A 24,007-nucleotide genomic window follows, 5' to 3' on the forward strand; every position below is an offset into this window, starting at 1 on the left:
AGTTTAGAAACTCGGCGGTTTTTTTGGTACACTTGGTCCAAGCAGAAAACGGAGGTCACCCTATGACAATCGATAACAACCAATTAGTAACCCGTTATTACAACCTGAAGGCCAAAAATACCGACCTATTCAAACTCATCACCGACTTTGTGGATCAGCAAGTTGCTGAGGTCTACGCCCAGCTGGACGCGCACTTCGTTGATACGATCACGATCGATCTGGATGAACTAATGACCCTGGCCGCGGCCAAGGCACCGCATTTGGACCCTGCAGAGCTGGAAACGGCCGTGACCAATAACGTCCACAAGCACCTGGACGCCCTGGGCCTCTTCGTGGTGCCGGCCACATTCACCGATGCAAATACCGTGGTGGCCAAGCTGAACTTCTTCAACCACAGCCGGTACTATTAAGAAGGTGCGAAGGCGCGACGCACTTAGCCCGACGGCTAGCCTAGCGCTATGCATTGCCGGTGTTCTTTGCCGGCGAGGCATAGCGCGTAGCTAGCCGCTCGGGCGTTGTCGCCCCGCAGCCCAGTTAAGAGAAGGTGCGAAGGGGCGACGCTCTTAGCGGGATGGGTAGCCTAGCTTACGGCCTTGCCGCCGCACTTTGGCGGCGAGGCCGTGAGCGTAGCTAGCCGCTCGGGCGTTGTCGCCCCGCAGCCCAGTTAGAAGAAGGTGCGAAGGGTCGACGCTCTTAGCCCGACGCTCGGCCATTGCCGATTCGCAGCCCGATAAACAAGGCGCGCAGACCAGCCCTTATTGCTGCCCACGGCCTAGAACAGTGTGATACAAATAAGGCAGAAGGGAGTGATTGGATGCTGAAGACGCGGATCCTGGTGGCCTTAGACGGCTCACCGGCTGGGGCGGCGGCGCTGGAAAAGGCCGCTGCGCTGGCGGAAGTTGACGATGTGGAACTGGACCTGTTGTACGTGATCGACACGCGCAGTTATAACGTGGGCTTTGCCCAGCAGCCGGACGTGGACGGGACGATCCTCTACAATGCGGAGACCAGAGCGGAGATCGAGCTTGAAGAGCAGGCTGCACCGTTGCGCAAGCGTGGGCTAAAGGTCAACGTTCATCTGCGCTTCGGCAATCCCCGCACCGTGATTGCCCTTGATGCCCCCCGGGATTATCACAGCAGCCTGATCATTCTCGGCCGTGCCAGCAAGCGACTGGCGGCGAGAATGTTCATCGGTTCGGTGGCTAGTTTTGTGACCGAAAATGCACCCTGCGACGTGTTGATCGTCGCGGCGCCCGGCGCGTAATCAAAAACGCCTCGCTTCAGCTTAATGCTGAGCCGGGGCGTTTTTTGGTGGGCCACCGGGTGCGGCGAGTCGGCCACTAGAATCGCCAATTGATCTTCGCCAGGATGCGGCGGCCCAGCAGCTCCTGCAAAAGCAGGTAAACCGGGATGCTGGACAGCAGTAAGGGGACGTAGAAGAAGGCACGGTCCCATGTCCATAGCGTGGTCAGCGAGAAGACGTGATTAAAGACGAAGAAGGTCAGGAAGAAAAGTAGGCCGATCAGCGCGACCAAGCCGACCTTGTAGCGGTTGAACGGTCTGGCCACAAGCAGGACCACGTGCAACTCGATCACGCCGATCATAAAGACGACCAGCGTTGAGGTCAGGGCAAACGACCAGTTGAACACGTACTCGAACCGCGTCAGCAGCAACGTGTACAGGACCACTGCCAGAGCCGCCGGCGCGGCGATGGTCATGACCTTCTGCAGGAACCGACCAGTGACGCGCATGAAGTTCGGTTCAAGCGTCAGGAAGAAGGACGGGATGGCGACACAGATCGCCGACACCGGGGTGAGGTTGATTGGGGTGATGGGGTAATCAAGCGGCAGAAAGACAAAAATCGCCGTCAGAATCACGGAAAAGATGGTCTTGATCAGGTACATGGAAGCGACGCGTTCAATGTTGTTGATCACGCGCCGGCCTTCGTTAAGCACGCCGGTCATCGCGTCAAAGTTTGAATCCAAGAGGGTGAAATCGGCAATCGACTTAGCCGCTTCGGCGCCGCTAGCCATGGCGATGGCGCAGTCGGATTGGCGCAGGGCCGGCACGTCGTTGACCCCGTCGCCGGTCATTGCGACCGTGTGGCCCTGCGCCTGCAGGGCGGCAATCAGCTGCTTTTTCTGCGGCGGTGTGACGCGGCCAAACACGGTGTAAGTGGCGGCCAGGGTTCCGAAGTCGGCGTCCTCGCCCACGGTGCTCATGTCGATGGCCTGTTCCGCGTGCGGCAGGGCGGCCTGCTGGGCCACGTTAGCGACGGTGAGCGGGTTGTCGCCCGAGATCACCTTCAGCTGCACGTCCTGCGTGGCAAAAAAGGCCAGCGTTTCTGCGGCCGCTGGGCGCACCTCATCGGCAATGGTCAAATAGCCGAGCAGCCGCAGCCCTTGCAGCGGCATCGCCAGTCCCTGGTGGGTTTCCGCGACGGCCAGCACCCGAAACCCCGCCTTGGTCGCCGCCGCGATGTGCGAACGCGCCGCAGTCGGCAGTGCGCCGCCGAAAATGAACTCAGGGGCCCCGATCAGAAGACTGCGGCCATCCGAGAACGTCGCCCCGGACCACTTGCGTGCCGAGGAAAAGGGGACCGTGGTCGTGGTCGTCAAGCTCGCCGGCTGCGGCCACTCATGTTTGATGGCGAGGGCGGTTTCGTTATCGTCGTTTAAGGCATAGGTGACAGCGGTCGCGGCCGCGGCAACAGTGGCTTCGTCCGTCCCGTTTTCGGGGTAGATCCCGGCGACTCGGAGCTTGCCTGACGTGATCGTCCCGGTTTTGTCCAAGCAAATGACATCTACGCGCGCCAGGGCTTCAATGGCCGGCAGCGCCCGGACTAGCACCCGCTTGCGGGCTAAGTTCAGCGAGGAAACAGCAAGGGCCACGTTGGTGAGCAGGACGAGTCCTTCGGGAATCATGCCGATCATGGCCGCGGCGGTCGAAAGGATCGCACGGTCGTAATTGCCGCGCCGGATCATGGCGACGGTGAAGTAAGCGACGCCCAGGGGGATCAAGACCCAGGTCAGCACCTGAATGATGCGGTCGATGGTCGCCAGCAGCTGGCTTTGCTTGTGGCGGTCGGCCTTTGCGGAGTGCGTGATCTTGGCGGCAAACGTGGCCTCGCCGACTGCGGTAGCCTGCATCAGGACCTGGCCGGCAACGATGAAGCTGCCGGATAGCAGCGGATCGCCCGGTTGTTTGGTGATGGCGTTGGCCTCCCCAGTGAGCGGGCTTTCGTCGACCTCTGCACCAAGGGTTTCGCGGACCTGACCGTCCACCGGGATCTGATCGCCGCGCCGCAACCGGATCAGATCACCCAACACCAGCTGGTCCTGAGTCACGGCGGTTTCTTGGCCATCCCGGAGCACTCGCACCGGTGCTTCGGCGAGGATGGTCATCTGGTCGATCTGGCGCTTTGCCCGTAACTCCTGAAAGGTCCCGATGGCGGTGTTGATGATCGCAACGCCCAGAAACAGCAGGTTGGCGTAGCTGCCGGTCGTGGCGATCAGGATACCGAGCGCCAGGTTGACGAAGTTGAACAGTGTCAGCGTGTTGCTTTTGATGATGGCGCTGGGTGAGCGCGTCAGGCTGGCACTGGCGGTGTTGTACTGCCCGGCCGCGATCCGTTCTGCCACCACCGCCGCCGTCAGGCCGGTTAGCGGGGTTTGCGCATTTGACATTGCGCCACTTCCTTTCTTCCTCCATTTTAGCGGATCGCGGCTGGCCCTGAAGCAATTCCGCCTTGTTTAAGAGATTTTTAGGCGCACCGCCGGGTTTTAAAAAGGTGCATAATAAGGACCATAGGAGTTGATGACGATGAAAACAGCACCGAACGGCACCCGGTTTGTCACGCTGGCAAACGGTTATCATTTGTGGACCCAAACGCGCGGAACCGGCACGATCCAGCTGATGACGCTGCACGGCGGGCCTGGGGGCACCAACGAAGTATTTGAAAACTTCGCCGAGCGGCTGGCACCGTACCAGGTCCAAGTGACCCGCTACGACCAGCTGGGGTCGTGGTACTCCGACCAGCCGGACTGGACGGATCCGGCGGTGCGCGCGCAGTTCTTGAACATCCCTTATTACGTGGATGAGGTGGAGGCGGTCCGCCAGCAGCTGGGGCTCGACCATTTCTTTCTGCTGGGCCAAAGCTGGGGCGGGGTCCTGGCGATCGAGTACGCGCTGAAGTACGGTGAGCACCTCCAGGGGCTGATCTTGAGCTCGATGATCGACAACTTGGCGGAATATATTGAGAACATCAACGCGATCCGCGAGCGGATGTTCACGCCAGCGCAGGTCGCGTACATGAAGGACATCGAGGCTGCTCACCGGTTTGCCGAGCCAAAGTACCAGGCGCTGGTGGCCGTGCTTGGTGAGCAGTACCTGCACCATGCCGCTGACCCGCAGCCGCGGCACCTGATCGCCACGATGGCGACGCCAGTTTACAATTATTTCCAGGGTGATAATGAGTTTGTCATGGTCGGGGCCCTGAAGGATTGGGACCGGCGCAAGGATCTTGGACGGATCAAGACGCCGACCTACCTGACGTTTGGCGGCCACGAGACCATGCCGCTGCAGGCGGCCAGGCGGATGGCCCAAACGCTGCCCGCTGCGACCCTGCACGTTACCCCTAACGCCGGCCACGGTCAGATGCTGGACAACCCAGTCGATTACTTCCAGCACCTTGGGGAGTGGCTGACAGCACACCGTAAATAAGCCGCCGTTAGCGGTTACATTTTTCGCTGATATTGGTATGATGAAGGCAGGAGGCGATGCTCATGTTCAAAGACACGAAAGCGTTAGTCAACAAGATTGCAGATACTGCTGCTGAACCAGTGCATACGTTTAACTCGATGTTGCAAGAGGATCCCGAACTACTGATTCCGCTTGCGGTGATCCATGTGGTGCCGATCGCCCTGATGATCGTCGGGACCACGCAGATCATCTTGGGCCGCCAGAAGCTCAAGGCGGAAAAAGAGCGGACCAAGCAGGCCAAACTGCGTGCCATGATCGCCGGCCACGGGCCACACTGTGGGCGCCACGGGCGGCTCCACGGCCCCAAGCCACCAATGAAGCTGATGGCTGAAGAAGAATCACCAACCGAGTGAGCAACTGACCATTCCGGCGTGTCACCGCCGGGCCCAGCGCCAATTTGCGCGCTGGGCCCGGCTTTTTGGTGTACGCTGGCCTTAATTGCCAAGAATCGGCTTTTGCGCGACAATGGGGCTACTATATTATTAACGATTCGGGGCAGAAATAATGACAACAATTTATGTACGGCAGGGCACGCAGGCGGACATTCCGGCAATTATGGGCATCATCGAGGACGCCCGGGCCTTTTTGCACGCCCAGGGGATCAACCAGTGGCAGGGCACTTATCCCGACCAGCCAGCAGTCGCCGCCGACATTCAAAAAGGCACGAACCGCCTGCTGATCGTCGACGGCGTCGTGGCTGGGAATGCCAGCCTGCTGGAGGGACCGGATCCGTTCTACGGTAAGATCGACGGCGCCGGCTGGCAGGGGGCGCTGCCGTACATGATGATCCACCGCTTCGCCGTCTCGGCGAAGGTGCGCGGTCAGCACCTCAGCAAGCTTTTCATGTCGAATTTGATCACCGAAGCATACGGGCGCGGGTTCCGTGATCTGCGCATCGACACGCACGCGCAAAACCAGATCATGCAGCACGTGATCCTAGGCAACGGGTTCACCTTTCGCGGGATCGTGTACCTCGACGAGCCAGTCCCTGAACGCAACGCGTACCAACTGCTTTTGCCGTAATTTTGTAAAGGAGGAGCCATGGCCTACTTAGGAACGCTAGCGCTGATCCTTGCGGCGACCGTCGTACTGAGCCATTTTAGCCTAAAACTTGGGATCCCCGCCGTGATCGGCGAGCTGTTGGCCGGTATTCTGTTTGGCCCGGCGCTGCTCAACTGGATCCACCCCAGCACGATGGTCAACGAATTCTCTGAGATCGGGGTGATCCTGCTGATGTTTATCGCCGGCTTGGAAAGCGACCTGACGCTGCTGAAAAAGTACTTTCGGCCAGGAGTGCTGGTCGCGGTGATCGGTGTGATCGTGCCGGTGTTCGTGATCTTCACCTTTGCGCAGGCGTGGGGCTTTTCCTTTGTGGCGGCCACCTTTCTCGGTATCACCTACGCCGCAACGTCGGTGTCGATCTCCGTGGAGGTGCTCAAGGAACTTGACGCACTGGACACAAAAAGCGGGGCGACCATCCTTGGGGCGGCGGTGGTGGATGACATCCTTACGGTGATCATCCTCAGTGTTGCCGTCAGTATTTTTGGCACGGGCGTCAGCACGGTGGACACGCCGCTGTGGCTGACGCTGCTAGAGGAGCTGGCGTTCTTCGGCCTGATTTTTCTGGTGGTAAAATGGCTTGCGCCCTTCATCATGCACCTGGCGGAGCACCTCTTGCCCGCCGCTTCGGTGACGATCGGGTCACTGCTGCTGTGTTTAGGGATGGCCTACCTGGCCGATCTCTTCGGCCTGTCTGCGGTCATCGGCGCCTTTTTTGCCGGCGTGGCGGTGAGTGAGACCAAGTACCGGACAGAAGTGGACAAGGCGCTGGAGTCAATTGGCTACGCCGTGTTCATTCCGGTTTTCTTCGTCTCGATCGGCATGAACATGCGCCTGGATAGCCTTGGCCGCGATTTCTGGTTTATCGCCATCATGACGGTGCTCGCGCTGTTGACCAAGTGGCTCGGGTGCGGCGCTGGGGCCAAGTTAGCTGGCATGTCGTGGCACGAGGCAAACATTATCGGGGCGGGGATGGTCAGCCGCGGGGAGATGGCACTGATCGTCGCCCAAATCGGGTTTGATGCCCACCTGTTGCACCGGGATTTTTACTCAAGCGTGATCATCGTGATCATCTTGACGACCCTGATCGCACCCTTTATGCTAAAAGACGCGTTGAACCGTCACCACCCCTTGGAGGAAAATTCTTGAAGACTTTGTTTTTTGACCTTGATGGCACGCTGGCCGATTCGCAGGAAGGCATCATCAACAGCATCCACTACATGATCCAAAAGGCGCACCTGCCGCTGCTTTCAGACGACATTTACCGGCTGTTTATTGGGCCATCGCTGGGCAGCAGCTTGCACCAGTATTACCCCGCGCTGAGTGAAAGTGAAATCGACCAAACGATTCAGTATTACCACGAATTCTACCTGGAGCAGGGCATCTTTCAGCAGTCCCTGTATCCCGGGATCTTGGCCGCGCTGGCCCAGCTGCAGGCAGCGGGTTATCAGCTGAACATTGCCTCCGCCAAGCCGGAGCCGATGGTCGACCAGATCGCCGAGCGGTTTGACCTGAACCGCTATTTTACCGGTCTTTACGGTGCCACGATGGACGAACGAATCCGCTCGTCCAAAACGGCCGTGCTTGAGTATGCACTGACCCAAAGCGGCGCCGACCCAAACCAGGCCCTGATGATTGGCGACCGCAACACCGACATGATCGGCGGGGCCAATAATCACGTCAAGACCTTAGGGGTGACGTATGGGTTCGGGACCGCGACTGAACTTCAGGCGGCTGGCGCCGATGCCATTGTTGCCAGCCCCGCTGAGCTGCCGCAAGCCGCGGCGAAACTACTAACGCCGCCAATAAGCTGACGGCTCGAGGCCACTCTGGCCGCAATCACCAGGCGCCCTTGCCCCGCGATCCGTTCACTGGACCGTCGTGCAAGGGCGCTTTTGCCTGGCTCACTGTGAGATTTCGCCACCGTTATGCGACATTTTCATGACAATAAGACAAAATGTGGCTGAACCGTAACATGCCTGTGGCGACACTGATATGTTGACCCGTTAACATAGTAAGCGTTGAACGTTACTGCATAAATCTCATATAGGAGTGAATGATTATCAAAAACTCACATTTAGCATGGCTGTTTTCTACGGCAGCAGCATTAAGTACCGCGGTTGTGATTGGGCAGCCAAACACGACTGACGCTGCCACCACGAATGACTATGTTGTGAAGTCGGGTGACACTCTGTCTGGTATTGCCGCAGCAAACGATACGAGCGTGGCCAAGTTGGCAGCTGCCAACAAACTGGCCGATAAGAACGTCATCCAAATTGGCCAGAAACTCAAGGTCACGGATGACACTGCTAAAGCGGCCACCTACACCGTCAAAGCGGGCGACACGCTGTCTGCCATTGCGTCCCACACTGGCGTCAGCCAAAGCACCCTGATCCAGTTGAACAGCATTCAAAACGCCAACATGATCAGCGTTGGCCAAGTTCTGAAACTCAGTGGTGCGCCTGCTGCCCAGCCGGCCAAAGCGCGGCCTGCCGCTACGCAAGCCGCAGCCCCTAAGGTTGTCAGCGCCCCGCGGCAGACCGTCAAGGCGGCTCCGGTGCAGCAGCGGACCTACGCCGCCACGTCGACGAGTGAGGCGGCAGCGAAGGCGGCCATCGCCCAGCGCGAATCCGGCGGCTCTTACACTGCCCGCAACGGCCAGTATTACGGCCGCTACCAGCTGACCGTTTCCTACCTGCACGGCGATCTCTCAGCCGCCAATCAGGAACGCACCGCGGACGCCTATGTTGCTGGCCGCTACGGCAGCTGGGCCAATGCGCTGGCGCACTCTAACTCATACGGCTGGTACTAATCAGCAATCAAGCCCGAAAAAAAGCCGAGACGCGATATCGCGTCTCGGCTTTTTACGTTCCTCGCCGGTTTAGTGCTAGGTCAATCCGTGACCTCGCGATTGTCCGCGACCAGGCGGGGCCCACGCACCTGTGACTGCTTTGCGGCGGCCGCTTCCTCGGCTTTGCACGCCTTGAGGTGGTCTGCCGCGTCCTGCAACATGCTTAGAAGCGCCATGAGCTTGTCCTTGCCCAACATGCCGACCCACTTGTCGAACGCTGCGTAGGAGGCTTTTGTCGCTTCGGCTTCGACCCGCTTGCCCAATGGCGTCAGCATCAAGATGCGGCGCCGCCGGTCGGTTTTGCCGGCGACTTGCGACACGTAGCCCAGGTCCCGGAGCACGCGCAGCTGCCTGGCGATCGCCGGCTTCGTGACGTGGCGGCGGCCGACGATCGCCGTCAAGCTGGTGGCCTCATTACTGGCCAGGTCGGTCATAATTTGGTATTGTTCAAAGGATAGCTTGAATTTCTCGAGTGGCCGTGAGAGGTCTGCCTCGACCTGTTTGATCAGGGTGAAATAGATCTCGATGAAGCCGGCTCGAAGCGCCCGTTCGTCCATGCGTAATTGCCTCCTCATTCATGTTATATTTAGTCTAACGTAATTTGAGTATGGCGCCAACTATTAATAGGGTTGATCAATACCCGAGGGAGGGCTCTCGTGAAACGTAAATGGACAATCATTCTTGCTGCGCTTGGCATGCTGCTGACGCTTGGCATGCTGGGGGCATCGCTGTATTTTTACCAGTACGCCTTTGTGCCTTCCCATAAGACGTTCCTCAGTAACCGCACCGAACCTGCCGTTTTGCGCGCTCAGCAGTGGCTGAAGCACGTGCCCAAAGAGACGTGGACCGAGACCGGCGCGCACAGTGAGCTTCGCCTGGTCGCCGACTGGGTGCCAGCCGCCAAGGCCACTGCGAAAACGGTGGTGATCGCGCACGGCTACATGAACACGAAGGAGGACATGGCGCGGCAGATCCGGTTCTTCCACGCCGCTGGGTTCAACGTGCTGGCGCCAGACGACCGCGGGCACGGCCAGTCCCAGGGCAATTACATCGGCTACGGGTACGCGGACCGGCTCGACTACCTAAAGTGGCTGCAAAAGGTGATCCACCGCGTTGGCCAGGGTGCGCAAATCGGCTTGTATGGGGTCTCGATGGGCGGCGCCACCGTGATGTATCTGAGCGGCGAAAAGCTGCCCAAGCAGGTCGTCGCAATTGTCGAGGACTGCGGCTACACCAGCATCATGGACGAACTAGCCGCGCAAGGCAAGCAGTTGTTCTCACTGCCGCGCTACCCGTTGATCCCGGCGGTGGCGCTAACGGCAAGCATCAAGGCCCACTACAACGTGTTTGCCGCCTCGACCATTGCGGCGCTTAACCACAACACCCGGCCGCTGCTGTTCATCCACGGGGCGCGGGATAAGTTTGTCCCCACTAGCATGGTGCACCGTGAGTACGCCGCGGACCACAGCGCAAAGCAATTGTGGATCGTGCCGAAAGCCGGCCACGCCCAGAGCCTGACCGTGGAACCGGGACGTTACCAGCAGCGGGTGATCGGGTGGTTTGATCGCTACTTCGATTGAGCCGTGCTGATTTGGGCCAACAGGGCGTAAATGCGCTGGGCGTCGGCGTCGGTACCGCGCAGCTCGTAGTCGGCCAGGAACGGCACGTCGAATTCCTTGCAGTATTCTTTGGCGGTCAGGCAGTACTGCTCGTTGAAGTTGCGGTTGCCAGAGCCGATAATGCCCCGGCACCATTCGGCATTGCCCGGCTCGCGGAGGTAATCACCCATCGCGGTGGTCATCAGTTCGTTAAAACCGTTGTCGATGCCGTTGCCACCATCCAGGTACGTGGGGATCATCACAAAGTAGGGGGCGGACTCGCCAACGTTTTGGGTCGCGTCTGAGACTTCCTCGAGGTGGATCAACGGCTGGGCCGCGTTGGCCTCGTGCTGCTGGGCGGCATATTTAGCTAAGTGCTGGGCGAAGGCACGGGTGTTCCCGGAGATTGAAATGTATAACAAATTGATCACGGTCAGGGCTCCTTTAATAAAGACTCTCGTCCTAATGTAACACGAATTGGCCACCACCGGTAGTAGTGAGACAATCTTGATCCACAAGATGTGGCTCGGCGAAAATTCGCGGAGTCGGGTATAATGACGGTGGAGGATTTGTGATGGGACATGCACGGTACACAGCGACCAGCAGAGGCTGGCTCGCGTTTTTCGGATTGATTTATGCGGTGCTGCTGGTGGTGTTTGGCGTTGGCCTAGGGCTGGCAATGACACTGGGTGACACTGATCAAATGATCAAGGTGGTCACCGACGAGGCGAGTCTGACCAGCTTGCAGCAGGCGATGAATAAAAGCGCGCTGAGCCAGGCCGCTAAGGCGGGCGTGGCGCTGCCGCAGGGCACCCAGCTGATCGCGCAGCCGGCCCTCAAGCGCGGCATTCAAACCGGGATGGCGATCAGTGCCAACTTCGGTGAGGTCCCGCAAAAGAGCCACTGGATCGACTGGGATTTTGTCAGCACGGATCCAGAAGAGCCCAGCAAAATGACGCTGAAGCCGCTGCTCAAGCCGCTGAACCGGCGTTTGGCCGCCGCGGCCAAGACGATCGCGGTCGATTACTCGGGTGAGGTGCGCGTGTCGGTGGAAAAGGCGATCGCCACTCATTTCAACACCATTATCTTGGACACGATGATGACGCACGGGATCGGCATCGCCTATCCCATGCTGGTCTTGATTTGTCAGACGGCGGCAATTGTTGGCGCGATCCTCGGCGGCTTGGTGCTTCTGATCATGCGCTGGTGTGCCCACTCGTGGGAGCGCTGGCTGCGGGTGGCCGGGCGGCTGACCTACATTATCGCGCTCCTTGCCGGGTTGGGCGCCCTGATGGCCGCGATCCCGGCGCTTGGCCAGTACATTCATCTGGGCGGCATCAACCAAGTTATTGTGCAGCAGGTCCAGGCGGCAATCACGCCGACTTGGCAGCGCCTGGCGGGAGTCGTTGCGCTGATTGGGCTGGCAATGGCCGGGGCGGCGGCCTTGATGCGCATGGTCATGCGCAAGCAGGTGGCCAAGATGATCGAGAATGAGGAACGCGGGGGGGCCAAAACGCGGCGCCGTTAGCGGTAGAATTCCCGTTGACAAGGGCGAACGCTGGCGGTAGGCTAGCCGCATAGTTGATTGAGGAAGCTTTGCGGAGAAGAGTAACCAAGGCGCAGCGGCATAGAGACCCCGGATGGTGAAAGCGGGGACGCAGGTGCTTGGCGAAGATGAACTCCAAATAGCTGCGTTGCGGTTCACGCCGCTGCGCCGGGTGCAACCGTTAACTTGCCGGGTACTGATTGGTACTCAAGGCGGCATTTGCCGCAAACAAGGGTGGCACCGCGATAATCGCCCCTTGGCTCGTGCATTGGCACGGCCAAGGGGCGATTTTTTGTGATGGTGCGAAGGCGGACCCCTATTGGGCGCCGCGGGCTTCGCTAGATCAATTTAACCGCAGGCATTCATATTTTAAGGAGGAATTACACATGGCTAAAGTCGAAAGTTTCACATTGGATCACACCAAGGTCAAGGCACCCTACGTGCGCTTGATCACTGAGGAACACGGGCAAAAGGGGGATACCATCTCCAACTATGATCTCCGGCTCGTGCAGCCGAATACGGCCGCCATTGACACAGCGGGCCTACACACCATCGAGCACCTGTTGGCCAGCCTGTTGCGCGACCGCATGGACGGCGTCATTGACTGCTCGCCGTTTGGCTGCCGCACCGGGTTTCACCTGATCACCTGGGGCGAGCACAGCACGACGGAAGTGGCCAAGGCGCTGAAGTCGAGCCTGGAAGCCATCGCCAACGACATCACTTGGGCCGATGTGCCCGGCACGACCATCAAGTCCTGCGGCAATTACAAGGATCACAGCCTCTTTTCCGCGAAGGAATGGGCGAAGCTGATCCTCAGCCGCGGCATTTCCGACGATCCTTTCGAGCGTCACGAGGTTTAACAAGAAGTTTCATGCTGGCGTTGCCGTTCGCGGTGGCGCCTTTTTTGATGGCTCTGACCGAAAGCGCTTAATTATTTGCTTAAAATGAGCATACGATTAATTAATCGTAGTATAATGAGAAAAATTCTTAGTTTTGGGGCACGCGGTCAGCGGGGGACGCAGCGATGAAACACACAGTGGGGCTGGAGTGGAAAAGGCAACCTTGGCAGCTGGGGCTGGTTGGCCTGCTGGCAGGCTTTTTAGTGCTGATCGTGCCGCTGATCCACTGGCAGCCGGTGCCCGTCGACTACAAGACGTTCAACTACTGGCCGGTGACGGTGACGTCTGAGAAGCGGTATATGGAACATGCACTTGAAAGCGGCACGAAGGACTATTCACCACAGGCAGAAAAGGGCGTCGGCAACCAGAACCCTGCCGAGACGCGGGCGATTGGCCGGCGGTATCAAACCATGCTGAAGGCGTTTCGCCGCGGTGACTACCTGACCGTGGACCGGCAGATCATGAAGGCCTTCGACAGCGGGGTCAAGGACGGGCCGATGTGGAACGATTTCGATTTACCAGACATTGCCTATTTTGGGGACTTTGCGGTTTCGGGCAGTCGGTCAGCCATGCAGATGCGCGCGCTCTACGCCTACTTGGTGAAGCATCACATTAACCGTATTCCAATGATGGGCAATAATAGCGGCGCCGGGCAAGCCGTCACGCGCGAGTTGATGTATTCACGTTACTTCCTGGTGATGCTGGCCTTGATGGTGCTGATGCTTGGCCTGACCTACACCCGTGACCACACTGACGGGACTGCGGCCTTCAGTCGCACAGTGCCCAAAAGCGACGTGATCTTGGCCCTACAGAAAATGCTGCCAGCGCTGCTTTGGCTTAACGTTGCCGTTGTCTGCAGCTGGGCACTCACGATGGTGGTGTTTGCGCTGATCCCGGGGCAGGATTTTGGCTCGTTGATGGTGCCGTTCAGCTACGACGTCCACGGTGAGGCGATGGTCATGCCGCTGTGGCAGTACACTCTTTTGGTGTGGCTGGTGCTCAATCTTTGGGCGTTGTTCCTTGCCGGCCTAGCCTACCTGTTCAGCCTAGTGATCCATCAGCCGGTCGCAATGTGCTTTGGGCTGGGCCTGGTGGTGTTTGCTCGGCAGCTAGGATTGCTTGGTCTTGTGCCTGACTGGGCCTGGAACTTTCTGCCTTCCAAATACACTCTGCTGCCCGAAATGCTGACGCGCGGCGGGGAGTTCATTAACCAACAACCTTGGCAGTGGCTACTGCTCTATGGCGGCTTCATCATCGTGGTTTGGAGCCTGGGCGGCCTGTTGACCTGGTGGCGCGACCACCGCCGCAGCCGCGTGGGGAAGGGAGTTAAAGGAGGCGAGCAGCATGCTTGAAGTCAGTCATCTGAATTTTGCGTTTGGCAAGCAGGGCCTCTTAAGCGACCTGTCGTTCACATTGGCCGCCGGGTCGATCACCGGGCTAGTGGCACCCAATGGGACCGGGAAAACGACGCTGCTGCGGTGCTTGTGCGGCCTGCTGCCCAGTGGGCCGGGGGTGCTGCACCTCAATGGCATCGACTTGTACCGCAAGCGGACGGCCTATTTGGCGCAGCTGTTCTTCCTAGAAAACTCGACCCAACTCTACGCCGATTTGACCGTGGCCGACCATCTGAAATACGTGCGCAAAATGTGGCATTCCAGCGTCAGCATCCAGGATACCGTCGGCGAGCTGGAAGTGGCCGGGTATTACCGCAAACGGATCCGGGACCTGTCGCTGGGGATGAAGCAGCACGCGTTGCTGGCGATGTACTTGGTGGCCGACCCGCAGCTGCTACTGATCGACGAGCCGTTGAACGGTCTAGATCCCACCAGCATCCAGCAGTTCGAACGGATCTTCACCCAGCTGAAGGCGGCCGGCAAGACGCTGCTGGTGTCCTCGCACCAGATGGACAGCGTCGGGCGGGTCAGCGATGACGTCTTTTTCCTCAAGGACCAGCACATCCTCGCGGAGCCGAACACGGGGCAGGACATGATGGCCGAGTACTCGCGCATCTTCCTGGGCCAGGAGGCGGCCCATGGTTAGCCAGTTTGGGCTCGACTTCAAGCGCCTTGCGCGCACCAGCACAACGGTGGTGATCTATCTGGCGTTCGGGTTGCTATTGCTGACCAGCTTTTTCATGAAGATCCATGACGACAACTATGGTCCCGGGCTGCAACTCGGCCATTACACCGCTACGATGGGCAGCTTGGACAAGGCCATCGATCGGCTCGAGAAGGTGAAGCCAAAGACCAAGCAGGTCAAGGCAGAACTGAAAAGCAAAACGACTCAGAAGACTCTGATCGATGAGATCAACCTGGCAGACACGCAGCTAGTCGCTTCACCAGTGTTGAGTGCGCAGGACCCGGACCCAGTAAACCGCCTGCTGCTGAAGCTGGCCAGGTTTCAGGTCAAGGAAACGGCGGCCGGTCGTGGTGCTTGGTTGGAATTGTATCGCGTTGAAGGCGAGCCGACCGATTCTAGTCTCCTGGGACGCAAAAAGGCGGTACTGCTGTACCAGACCTTATTGAAACGGCATCGCAGCCAGCTCTTCTTTAACGCGGCACGCTTGCCGGCAGCCAGCTACCTGACCGCCCAGCTGCGGTCCGGCCAAACCACGCTGCTGCTGTTGGCGGTGGTCGTCCTGCTGGTGGCCGAAAGCTTCACCCTGGATCAGCGCAAGCACACCACAGCGCTGCAGCAGACCCTGCCGCATGAGCCGTTCGGTGTGCTGGTGGCACGGGTCGGCGCGACCTTTGTGCTCGCGGTGCTGGTCCTTGCGGCGGCGCTGGCAACGGTTTTCGTGATCGTCGGCTTGCATGACGGTTGGGGGAACTGGGCGTACCCGCTGATCTACTCGCCTAATGGCCGCACGGCGGCGGTCCTCACCCTGGGCCGGTTTGCGGCGGGGTGGGGCGGTCTGATAGTGCTGGCGGTGCTCCTGCTGACTGCGTTGGGCGCCTTGGTGAGCCTGTATACCGCGAAAATGGGCCTGCACCTGGCCAGCGGCGTGGCAGTCATTTTGCTAGCGGTTCCGGTGGTGCTCACCGCGGCGGTGGTGCGGCCGGTGGTGCGCTTTTTGCCGAGTGCCTACTTGCAACCCGCGCCAATGCTGCTGCATGAGGCGAGTTGGCCCCAGTTGCCGTTGGGAGGCGGGCTCGCGGTGCTACTGGGCTGGACGGTAGGACTATTAGGGCTGGGCTGGCTGCGCTTAAAGTGGCACCCAAGGGGGCAGAATCAGTGAAACGACAGCTTTACTTTGAGCGCTTGCGTTATTTTCACGACTGGGGTTGGCTGGGCTTCGCGCTCGTGTTCGCCTTGCTTCTCATGTGGCCCAACACGGCGCGGCTGGCGCCTAGCAGCGGCTATGACGCGGAAATGCCAGCCCTCCAAGAACTAATGAAGGCTGATACCAAGCAGCAGGAAAAGGCCCCAGCCAAAGCCGATGCGAAAGGGGCGCGGCCGACCCAGGAGGACCTGCGCAAGGAGCAGGATCAGCTATACGATCTGACCGCGGCCATTGAGAACCAGGCTTCGCCTTGGCGGCTCACTCAGCTGATGTACCGCCTGCGCCGGTCGATGGTGGCGCAGATCAACGCCGGCCGCGTCTACGTCGATAGTGGCGGTACCCCGATGGATGTCCTCCCGGCTCGAGAGGACGCGGCGGTGCTAAAAATCCTCGTCAGGCGGCATCAAGTCTTTATGCCGGCGGCCGCAACCAATTTGCCGGCCAGCCTGGCCCTTGCGCGCACGCTTCAACGCGGCGTGCCCGCACTTTGGCTGCTGCTGTTTATCGCCGTTTGGAGCAGCTATTACCTGATCTGGGATAAACGCAGCCGCGTCGGGGAGTTCACGGCCCTCGTGCCGCTGCGGCAAGGGACGATTCTTTTGGCCAAGCAAGTCGTGTTTTGGGTCATCGCCAGTGCGACCACGATTACGGTGTTCGCACTGGCACTGGTGATCCCTGTGCTCACCAGCGGCGTTGGGGATGCGCGCTATCCGTTGGCTTTCTCACCGACAGGTCAAGCCATCCAGGTCATGACGGCCGGTCGTTTCGTGCTGTTGTTTCTGCTCAGCATCTTGGCGCTGTTAGCCTTCATGGCGGCGGTCAACAGCTTGCTGCAGCAATTGATCGGCAACTACTTTGTGGTGTTACTGCTGCTAATGGCGCTGTGCGTCGCCGGCCCGACTCTGCAACTAGGGTCCTTTGCGCCGTTTGCGTACCTGGACCCCGCGGCCACCTTGCTGCCTCAGGGCAATTCAGGCATTCTCACCCCGGGCTGGGGCCCGGTGATTTTGGCGGGGTGGGCCGCGCTGCTAGGGACGGTCAGCTTGATTGTTGCCGCGCGTCGGCAGCGACTTTAAAGGGGGACTAGTAATGAAACAACAAAAATGGGAGTGGCTGCTCGCCCTGAAGCGCCCAGTGATCTGGGTCATTCCCCTCGTTATGGCAACGCTGTTCCTACTGCCGATGCTGCGCGGGCGGCTGTCCTACGCGCCAAACGTGGCCACCGCGCTGCGGCGGGACGCCCAAGACCAAATGGATGTCCGTAGTACTGCGGCCATTCGCCGGGTGATCAAAGCCGGTCCTAAGGCGCCGCCGACGATCCTCACCTACCAGCAGGCAACGAAGCTGTTGCCGCTGGCGGAAAAAGTGGACGCAGCGGTCAAAGCCGGCGATCGAATGGCTTACGCGAAAGCGATGGCGCACTTTCTCACCACCGGGGACCAGCCCGATCGTGCGCCTAAGTATCAGTATCTCGCAGCTCATCACGTCCCTTTTTACGGCTTTTATGACGCCAAGGTTCCGTTCACGACCTACCTGTTGAACAATGTGCTGTATTTTTCCCACACCAGCACGTACATTGTGCTCGCGCTAGCGGTGCTGGTCGCCTTCTTGACCACCATGGGCCGCGGCAAACGTGACGAGTTCTCGGCGCTGTTGGCGATGCGGCCGAATCAGGTGCTGTTCAATCAGCAGGTGGTCATCGGCCTGACCGCCTTTGGCATGGTGCTTCTGGCGCTGGTGCTGATGGCGATTCCAGTCATTGCGCGCGTGGGGATGGGCTCGTGGCAGACCGCCTTCTTCTCGGTGACTACGGTGCCTGGCAAAACTGATCCGCAAACCGTCATCGTGCCGTTGTTCAAGGCGCTTGCCTTCTACCTACTGGGAATCTTTGCCATCATCGCGATGCTGACCGGCCTAGCGCTCTTGCTTAAGCAGTGGCACGCCAATCTCATTGTCACGGTGCTTGCCTTGGCCGCTGTGGCCGTGCTGCCGAGCCGAGCCGTTGTGAGGTGGTTACCATCACTTACTGGCCCCTTGCAGGTCCTGCCTGGCAGTCACACTGACATCAGCTGGATGCTAATGGCCAGCCAGCAGACCTACCCCGCCGGCCCCTTTGGCGGTCAGGGCTTGTTTGGGTTAATGGTGCTGTTCGGCTGGGCAGCGGTCTTCCTGATTGCTGGGCACGTTGTCGTCCACCGGCGCCAGGCCGCGTGAAAGGAGTGTGTACTGATGCTCGAAGTGAAAAATTTATCCTTTAACTACGGTAAGCAGCAGATCCTTGATGACCTCAGCTTTAACATCGACGCCGGCACCATTGTCGGGCTCGTGGCCCCCAACGGCACTGGTAAAAGCACGCTGCTGCGGAATCTGACCGGCCTGCTGCGGCCCAAGCGGGGCACCGTGAGCCTGCTCGGCCACGATGCCTGGCACGACCGCCAGGCGTTCTTGAAGCACCTCTTCTTCCTTGAGGATTCCGCCAGGCTGTACGAGGGCCTCAATCCCAACGAGCTGTTCGGCTACGTGAAGGACGTCTGGGGCGGCCCGCTGACAGTCGACCGCGTCGTGAAGGTGCTGCGCATGGAAAAGTATCGCAAGAAGCGCGTCGCCAGCATGTCGCTGGGGATGAAGCAGCACGTGCTGCTCGGCATGTACCTGATTTCTGGGGCCGACCTGCTGCTGTTCGACGAGCCACTGAACGGACTGGATCCGACCAGTATCGAGCTGTTCACGCGTATTTTTTCGCAGCTGAAGGAGCATGGGAAAAGCATCCTGATGTCGTCGCATCAGCTGGGCAATGTGACCACCATGGCGGATTCGGTCATGTTCCTTAAGGACGGGCACCTGCAGACCTACCAGACCGCGGCCATCGACTTGCAGCAGAAGTACGATGAGCTGTTTGCGGTGGATGAGACGCTGCTGGAGCCTTAGCCGCACACGAAAAGCCCGGCAAATTGCCGGGCTTTTATCGTGCTCTCGTTAGTCCTCTGCTGCGCCGCCGAGAAACTTGTCCAGGGCCACCGCCACGCCGTCGTGTTCCAGGTCCGCGGTGTGAAACTTGGTCGCGGCTTTGACTTTCTCGTTGGCGTTGCCCATGGCGATGCCGTAATGGACGGTTTTTAACATCTCCAGATCGTTGGATCCGTCGCCAAACGCCATGGTGCGCGCCAGTGGTTGATTCAACTCCTGGCACACGCGCAGAATCGCCGTGGCCTTGTTCACGCCATGCGCCGTGATTTCAATATTGTCCGCGTAGGAGCTCGAGGCGTCGACATCGGGCAGCGCGTTCATTGCCACGCGGGCCTTGGCGATCTTCTCCAGGTCAGGATCGATGGCGATGGCGTTGATGATCTTGCCGGCGTTGGCTCGCAGCTGTTCCAGGGTCTCGATGGCGACGTACTTGCTGGGGTCCTCACCGGCGATGCGGTGCTTGCCGTCGGCGGACACCGCGGCCGGCAGCGGCGTCAGGTACATCACCTTTTCGAGGGTGAAAAAGTATTGGGGTAAGTCATACTGTTTGGCGACCCGCCAGATGCCTTCCAGTGCATTGGTTGAGAGGTGCTGTGCCTCGACCTGCCCGCCGATGCGGGTGACGGTGCCATTGGAGCAGATGATGTCTAGGTCCGGGCCGATGCGGTCTGCCATCATCGAGGCGGAAAATAGTGGCCGGCCGGATGCGATGAAGAAGCGGTGGCCTTGGGCGCGGTACTTGGCAATGGTATCGACCACGCGCTTGCTTGGGTACTGGCTTTCCCCAACCAAGGTGCCATCGATATCCATAAAGACAGTGTAAGGTGACATAGTGACCTTCCTTTGAGCGTTGTTGTGGGAACAATTCAAGCGGTTTCATTATACCAAACTTTGGCGCTCGTTGATCAGTCGCAAAAACGGCCTCGTGCAACCGTGATTTTCACGATTACCCGAGGCCGTGTCTTAATGTTAGCTGATTAGTCCAGCGGAGTGTCTTCACTCTTGACCTTACCCTTGACGCCCAGTGAAATCACGAAGGCAACCAACGCAATAATCAAGACGAAGCCAAAGCCCAGGTGAGCGCCGGTCGTCAGGCCCGCAACCCCAGCTCGGCTGGCGGTCCCCAAGGCGAGCATCGAGGTCGCAATGGCCGTGGCCACGGCGCCGACGATCTGTTGCAGCGTGTTGAGAATGGCACTGCCGTCAGCGCTTTGCGAGCCCGGCAGTGAATTCAACCCGTAAGTCTGGGCCGGCGACATGGCAAGCGGAGCGCCGATCATCAAGATAATGTGGCCGGCGATCACTTGGCCAAGACTGCTGTGCGCGTTTGTTGCCATGAGAATCAGCACGCCAACCATGGCGACGATGAACCCGATGCGGGTCAGCCATTTAGCGCCCAAGCGGTCGTAGAGGCGACCGGCGACCGCAGAGACAGCGGCGTTGACGATCCCGCCTGGGAGCATTGCCAGGCCGGTCATAGCGACCGGCAGGCCCATCACGTTTTGTAAGTACTGAGGCAGCAGGTACATCGACGCGAGGATCACGCCAAAGTCGAGCATGACCAGCAGGGTCCCGGTGGTGAAGGCGCGGTTTTTGAATGCATTCAGGTTCAGCATCGGCGCGCTTTGGTTGAGCTGGCGAATGGCATACATGGCCAAGGTGGCCACACCGACGACCAGGGCAATGATGACGCGGGCGGAAAGCCACCCTGCGTCGCTGGCCATGGAGGTCCCGACAACGATCCCGGCAAAGCCGATGGTTGAAAGAATGATCGAAGGCCAGTCGACTGGGACTGCTTTTTGCTCAAAAGCCGTGTCCATGGCAATAGCAGTGAGAATGAAGGCAATCGCCAAAAATGGCACTAGCAACCAGAAAATCGCGTGCCAAGATGAAATCCCCAGCAGGATCCCGGTGATGGTCGGGCCGATTGCCGGCGCGAACATGATGACTAAGGCGGCCAGGCCCATGACGGTGCCGAGGCGGTACGGCGGGAAGATCTGCATCGCAACGGCAAACATCAGTGGCAAGACAAGCCCAGTCCCGATGCCCTGAAGCATCCGGCCCAACAGCAGGACCGGGAAACTTGGGGCGATGGCGGCGATAACGGCACCAATGAGGAAGGCGCCGAGGCCAAACAGGACGATTTTCTTAGTCGCGAAGCGTTTGGTCAGCAGACTGGATAGCGGCATGCAGATGCCGATGACGAGCATGTAACCGGTGACGAGCCATTGCACAGTGCCTTGCGTGACATGCAGGGTCGCCATCAGCGACGGCAGCGCGATGTTCAGCGCCGTTTCTGAGAACATGCCGACGAAAGCCCCAATCATGAGGCCCAGCATGGCCATGGCCGGATGGGCGATTTCCACGCGTGCTTTTGGCAAACTTTGAGACATTTCCATAGATTAAAAACTCCTTACAGTAATGATTGCCCTTACCAAACCACACAAAAATCCCCACAGCGAAGGCCATGGGGACTTGGCCGCACCATAATAGGCGGAATGGTGCGGCGATTTGTTCTGTTTGGGGCCGAAGCCCAACGAGTGCTTATCTTACACGACAGCGAGGGTGAAAGTCAATGACTTTCAGAAAATGCCCAGGCAGACTGCCACCACGGGTCAACTGACGATGGCGCGTGATGACTCGCGATCATTAAAGTTATAGAAATATTTTAGTAAATTTTTTAGTTAATTGACGGCGCCTGACAAAATGTCATAGATGCTGTCATACCGCTTATAATTCAGAGAGTTGACGACTAGGAATATTTTTTGCCCGACCTTTAAATATCTACGTAAGCGCTAAATACGCTTTACTTTTTACCTCTATTCAGTAAAATTGGAAAAGAGAGGAGGCGTGTGCATGGCAACACTTAAAGATGTGGCAGCGGCAGCCCAGGTGTCGATCACGACCGCCAGTCGCGTGCTCAACCGTGACGAGAGTTTCTCGGTGACTGATCAGACCCGCAAAAACGTGCTTCAGGCTGCCTCGGCCTTGGGTTATGCCAGACCGACAGGCCGCCACAAAAGCAGCGGGACGGTGGCGCTCTTCCAGTGGTATCCCGACGCCGAAGGAATGAGCACCGATTATTACAGTACGATCAGACAGGCGGTCGAGGCCGAACTGACGGCCGTCGACCTCGGCGTGGTGCGCTATTTTCCTGGCGATTCGATGCCGAGCTTGAGCCGCTTTGCTGGCGTGCTGGCGCTGGGCAAGTTTAGCCCGGCGCAGCTGGATAAGATCGCCAATCGCGATCAGCCGCTCATCGTGATCGACCAAGATGTCCTGGCCCGCAAAATTTCCTGCGTGGTGCCAGACTTTGCTGGTGGTATCGGGCAAGTCGTGGCGCACATGAAGCAGACGGGGATCAAGCGGCCGCTGTTTCTCGCCGGTCAAGAGCATGCCAGCGATGGCTTTGCCCTCGCGGACCCGCGCACGCGCTTTTTCCCTCAGCTTGCCGCCCAAGCGGGGCTGACCCTTGCGGCGACGCTTACCGGCGACTTTACGATGAACGGGGCGTACAAACTGATCGCCCAGTTCTTGGCCAAGCACCCGGCACGTGAGTTCGACGCCATCTTTGCCGCCAACGACGAGATGGGCATCGGCGTCCTGAAGGCGCTGCACGAGCGCGGCATTAAAGTGCCCAGTCAGGTCGCGGTCTACGGCTTCAATGACCTTAACGTCGGCCAGTTCGTTAGCCCCGCCCTGACCTCGGTCCGGGTGCGCAGCGAAGAGCTCGGCGCGGCAGCCGTGCAGCTGCTGCAGACCAAGCTCGAGGGCAGCTTAAAGTTTCCGCTGCGGATCACGCCGGAAAGCGAATTGATCCTGCGCGGTAGTACCAATAATCGCAATCTCAACCATAAGGAGGAATAGAACAATGGATGTAGAGGAATTGACGAGCCAATTTGAGCAGGTGTTTGGCAAGCCGGCGACGGCCCGCTATTTTGCGCCAGGGCGGATCAATCTGATCGGTGAGCATACAGATTACAACGGCGGTCACGTTTTTCCGTGCGCCATCAGCCTGGGGACGTACGCGGCGGTCGCAACAAATGACGCCGCGACCTTGCGGCTGTACTCCGGTAACTTCAAGGAAGTCGGCATTGTTGAGGTGCCCTTGAGCGCGTTGACCACCCCGGCGGAGAAGAAGTGGACGGATTACTTCAAGGGGATGGCACAGCTGCTTCAGCAGGGCAAGCCTGAGTTCACGCAAGGCCTTGACGTCTACATTTACGGCAACCTGCCAAACGGGGCCGGGCTGTCGAGCTCTGCCTCCTTGGAGCTGCTGGCGGGGACGATCCTGAAGGACCAGTACGGTCTGCCGGAATCGATGCTCGATCTGATCAAGCTGGGCCAGAAGGTCGAAAATGGCTACATTGGCGTCAACTCCGGGATCATGGACCAGTTTGCCATCGGCATGGGCAAGGCCAACCACGCGACGCTGCTGGACACCAACACGCTGGAATACGAGTCGGTGCCGCTGGACCTGCAGGACAACGTGATTTTGATCATGAACACCAACAAGCGCCGCGAACTAGCGGACTCGAAGTACAACGAGCGCCGCAGCGAATGTGAAGAAGCCGTTCGCCGGTTGCAGACCAAGCTGGACATCAAGACCCTTGGCGACCTGAACGAAGACCAGTTCGACCAGGCAAGCTACCTGATCTACGATGCGACGCTGATCCGGCGCGCGCGCCACGCCGTTTTTGAAAATCAGCGCACCATCAAAGCGGCTGCCCAGCTTAAGGCCGGCAACCTTGCCGGGTTCGGTCACCTGGTCTCTGCGTCCGGCGTCAGCTTGGCGTATGATTACGAGGTGACTGGCGTTGAGCTGGACACGCTGGTCAAGGAAGCCCTCAAGCAAAAGGGCGTGCTCGGTGCCCGCATGACGGGCGCCGGGTTTGGCGGGTGCGCGATCGCGCTCGTGAACAAGGATCAGGTTGCGGCCGTTGAAACTGCGGTTGGCAAGAAGTACGAAGAAACGATCGGTTACGCCCCGGCATTCTACGTGGCGGAAATCGCGGATGGACCAAAGCGCCTCAACTAGGTCGA

24 protein-coding genes are annotated in these 24,007 nt (G+C 59.1%); 19 read left to right on the forward strand and 5 right to left on the reverse strand.

Annotated elements, in window-relative coordinates; all coding sequences use genetic code 11:
• Positions 1 to 62: 62 nt before the first annotated feature.
• Together EKM85_RS00420 and EKM85_RS00425 are read left to right on the forward strand one after the other, a co-directional pair.
• Positions 63 to 410, forward strand: coding sequence for a hypothetical protein (locus EKM85_RS00420; RefSeq protein WP_125584301.1), 348 nt, complete (start codon positions 63 to 65; stop codon positions 408 to 410).
• Between the two features lie 404 nt (positions 411 to 814).
• Positions 815 to 1,264 carry a universal stress protein gene (locus EKM85_RS00425; RefSeq protein WP_125584302.1) on the forward strand — a complete coding sequence of 150 codons (450 nt, stop codon included), beginning with the start codon at positions 815 to 817 and terminating at the stop codon, positions 1,262 to 1,264.
• A gap of 76 nt (positions 1,265 to 1,340) precedes the next feature.
• Here the strand turns inward: EKM85_RS00425 and EKM85_RS00430 are convergent, their stop codons facing one another.
• Positions 1,341 to 3,686, reverse strand: a complete 2,346-nt coding sequence (locus EKM85_RS00430; protein WP_125584303.1) for an HAD-IC family P-type ATPase — start codon at positions 3,684 to 3,686, stop codon at positions 1,341 to 1,343.
• A gap of 136 nt (positions 3,687 to 3,822) precedes the next feature.
• On the opposite strand from EKM85_RS00430, the gene EKM85_RS00435 reads away from it, so the two are divergent.
• From EKM85_RS00435 to apf, 6 genes are all read left to right on the forward strand, one after another.
• Positions 3,823 to 4,722 (forward strand): proline iminopeptidase-family hydrolase, encoded by a 900-nt coding sequence (locus EKM85_RS00435; RefSeq protein ID WP_125584304.1) that lies wholly within the window; start codon positions 3,823 to 3,825, stop codon positions 4,720 to 4,722.
• A 62-nt stretch (positions 4,723 to 4,784) separates the two neighbouring features.
• Positions 4,785 to 5,114, forward strand: a complete 330-nt coding sequence (locus EKM85_RS00440; protein WP_125584305.1) for a hypothetical protein — start codon at positions 4,785 to 4,787, stop codon at positions 5,112 to 5,114.
• 151 nt (positions 5,115 to 5,265) lie between these two features.
• Entirely contained in the window at positions 5,266 to 5,784 is a 519-nt protein-coding gene (locus EKM85_RS00445) for a GNAT family N-acetyltransferase (RefSeq protein WP_125584306.1), read from the forward strand.
• A gap of 18 nt (positions 5,785 to 5,802) precedes the next feature.
• Positions 5,803 to 6,969 (forward strand): cation:proton antiporter, encoded by a 1,167-nt coding sequence (locus EKM85_RS00450; RefSeq protein WP_125584307.1) that lies wholly within the window; start codon positions 5,803 to 5,805, stop codon positions 6,967 to 6,969.
• A complete protein-coding gene (locus EKM85_RS00455; protein ID WP_125584308.1) occupies positions 6,966 to 7,634 on the forward strand; it encodes an HAD hydrolase-like protein in 669 nt (222 codons plus the stop codon). Before EKM85_RS00450 ends, EKM85_RS00455 begins: the two co-directional genes overlap by 4 nt.
• A gap of 242 nt (positions 7,635 to 7,876) precedes the next feature.
• Entirely contained in the window at positions 7,877 to 8,632 is a 756-nt protein-coding gene (gene apf / locus EKM85_RS11405) for an aggregation-promoting factor (protein ID WP_164510616.1), read from the forward strand.
• An 80-nt stretch (positions 8,633 to 8,712) separates the two neighbouring features.
• Here the strand turns inward: apf and EKM85_RS00465 are convergent, their stop codons facing one another.
• A complete protein-coding gene (locus tag EKM85_RS00465) occupies positions 8,713 to 9,228 on the reverse strand; it encodes a MarR family winged helix-turn-helix transcriptional regulator (protein WP_164510617.1) in 516 nt (171 codons plus the stop codon).
• 138 nt (positions 9,229 to 9,366) lie between these two features.
• Here EKM85_RS00465 and EKM85_RS00470 point away from each other — a divergent pair, with 138 nt between their 5' ends.
• A complete protein-coding gene (locus EKM85_RS00470) occupies positions 9,367 to 10,251 on the forward strand; it encodes an alpha/beta hydrolase (RefSeq protein ID WP_125584428.1) in 885 nt (294 codons plus the stop codon).
• Here EKM85_RS00470 and nrdI read toward each other — a convergent pair.
• Positions 10,239 to 10,706: a class Ib ribonucleoside-diphosphate reductase assembly flavoprotein NrdI gene (gene nrdI, locus EKM85_RS00475; RefSeq protein WP_125584429.1), complete on the reverse strand. Its 468-nt coding sequence runs from the start codon at positions 10,704 to 10,706 to the stop codon at positions 10,239 to 10,241. The two genes, EKM85_RS00470 and nrdI, sit on opposite strands and share 13 nt — an antisense overlap.
• 137 nt (positions 10,707 to 10,843) lie before the next feature.
• Between nrdI and EKM85_RS00480 the strand changes: the two genes are divergently transcribed.
• From EKM85_RS00480 to EKM85_RS00515, 8 genes are all read left to right on the forward strand, one after another.
• The gene (locus EKM85_RS00480) at positions 10,844 to 11,797 is read left to right on the forward strand and encodes a hypothetical protein (RefSeq protein ID WP_125584310.1); all 954 of its coding nucleotides are present in this window, start codon (positions 10,844 to 10,846) and stop codon (positions 11,795 to 11,797) included.
• 404 nt (positions 11,798 to 12,201) lie between these two features.
• Positions 12,202 to 12,675, forward strand: a complete 474-nt coding sequence (locus EKM85_RS00485; protein ID WP_125584311.1) for an S-ribosylhomocysteine lyase — start codon at positions 12,202 to 12,204, stop codon at positions 12,673 to 12,675.
• Positions 12,676 to 12,839: 164 nt separating this feature from the next.
• Entirely contained in the window at positions 12,840 to 14,066 is a 1,227-nt protein-coding gene (locus tag EKM85_RS00490; protein ID WP_125584312.1) for a hypothetical protein, read from the forward strand.
• On the forward strand, positions 14,059 to 14,754 hold the full coding sequence (locus EKM85_RS00495; protein WP_125584313.1) for an ABC transporter ATP-binding protein: 696 nt from the start codon (positions 14,059 to 14,061) through the stop codon (positions 14,752 to 14,754). The genes EKM85_RS00490 and EKM85_RS00495 overlap by 8 nt, the downstream gene beginning before the upstream one ends.
• Positions 14,747 to 15,952, forward strand: coding sequence for a hypothetical protein (locus EKM85_RS00500; RefSeq protein WP_125584314.1), 1,206 nt, complete (start codon positions 14,747 to 14,749; stop codon positions 15,950 to 15,952). The genes EKM85_RS00495 and EKM85_RS00500 overlap by 8 nt, the downstream gene beginning before the upstream one ends.
• Positions 15,949 to 17,073: a hypothetical protein gene (locus EKM85_RS00505; protein WP_125584315.1), complete on the forward strand. Its 1,125-nt coding sequence runs from the start codon at positions 15,949 to 15,951 to the stop codon at positions 17,071 to 17,073. The genes EKM85_RS00500 and EKM85_RS00505 overlap by 4 nt, the downstream gene beginning before the upstream one ends.
• A gap of 13 nt (positions 17,074 to 17,086) precedes the next feature.
• Positions 17,087 to 18,211 carry a hypothetical protein gene (locus EKM85_RS00510; RefSeq protein WP_125584316.1) on the forward strand — a complete coding sequence of 375 codons (1,125 nt, stop codon included), beginning with the start codon at positions 17,087 to 17,089 and terminating at the stop codon, positions 18,209 to 18,211.
• A 15-nt stretch (positions 18,212 to 18,226) separates the two neighbouring features.
• On the forward strand, positions 18,227 to 18,925 hold the full coding sequence (locus EKM85_RS00515; protein WP_125584317.1) for an ABC transporter ATP-binding protein: 699 nt from the start codon (positions 18,227 to 18,229) through the stop codon (positions 18,923 to 18,925).
• A gap of 48 nt (positions 18,926 to 18,973) precedes the next feature.
• Here EKM85_RS00515 and EKM85_RS00520 read toward each other — a convergent pair whose 3' ends face one another.
• Together EKM85_RS00520 and EKM85_RS00525 are read right to left on the reverse strand one after the other, a co-directional pair.
• The gene (locus tag EKM85_RS00520) at positions 18,974 to 19,795 is read right to left on the reverse strand and encodes a Cof-type HAD-IIB family hydrolase (RefSeq protein WP_125584318.1); all 822 of its coding nucleotides are present in this window, start codon (positions 19,793 to 19,795) and stop codon (positions 18,974 to 18,976) included.
• Between the two features lie 146 nt (positions 19,796 to 19,941).
• Complete coding sequence (locus tag EKM85_RS00525) at positions 19,942 to 21,363, reverse strand: DHA2 family efflux MFS transporter permease subunit (RefSeq protein ID WP_125584319.1); 1,422 nt, start codon at positions 21,361 to 21,363, stop codon at positions 19,942 to 19,944.
• 457 nt (positions 21,364 to 21,820) lie between these two features.
• On the opposite strand from EKM85_RS00525, the gene EKM85_RS00530 reads away from it, so the two are divergent.
• Together EKM85_RS00530 and EKM85_RS00535 are read left to right on the forward strand one after the other, a co-directional pair.
• Complete coding sequence (locus EKM85_RS00530; RefSeq protein WP_125584320.1) at positions 21,821 to 22,831, forward strand: LacI family DNA-binding transcriptional regulator; 1,011 nt, start codon at positions 21,821 to 21,823, stop codon at positions 22,829 to 22,831.
• Positions 22,832 to 22,835: 4 nt separating this feature from the next.
• A complete protein-coding gene (locus EKM85_RS00535) occupies positions 22,836 to 24,002 on the forward strand; it encodes a galactokinase (protein ID WP_125584321.1) in 1,167 nt (388 codons plus the stop codon).
• The last annotated feature ends 5 nt before the right edge of the window (positions 24,003 to 24,007 follow it).

The organism is Lacticaseibacillus jixianensis (genome assembly GCF_003946485.1).
GTDB classification, from domain to species: Bacteria; Bacillota; Bacilli; order Lactobacillales; family Lactobacillaceae; genus Lacticaseibacillus; species Lacticaseibacillus jixianensis.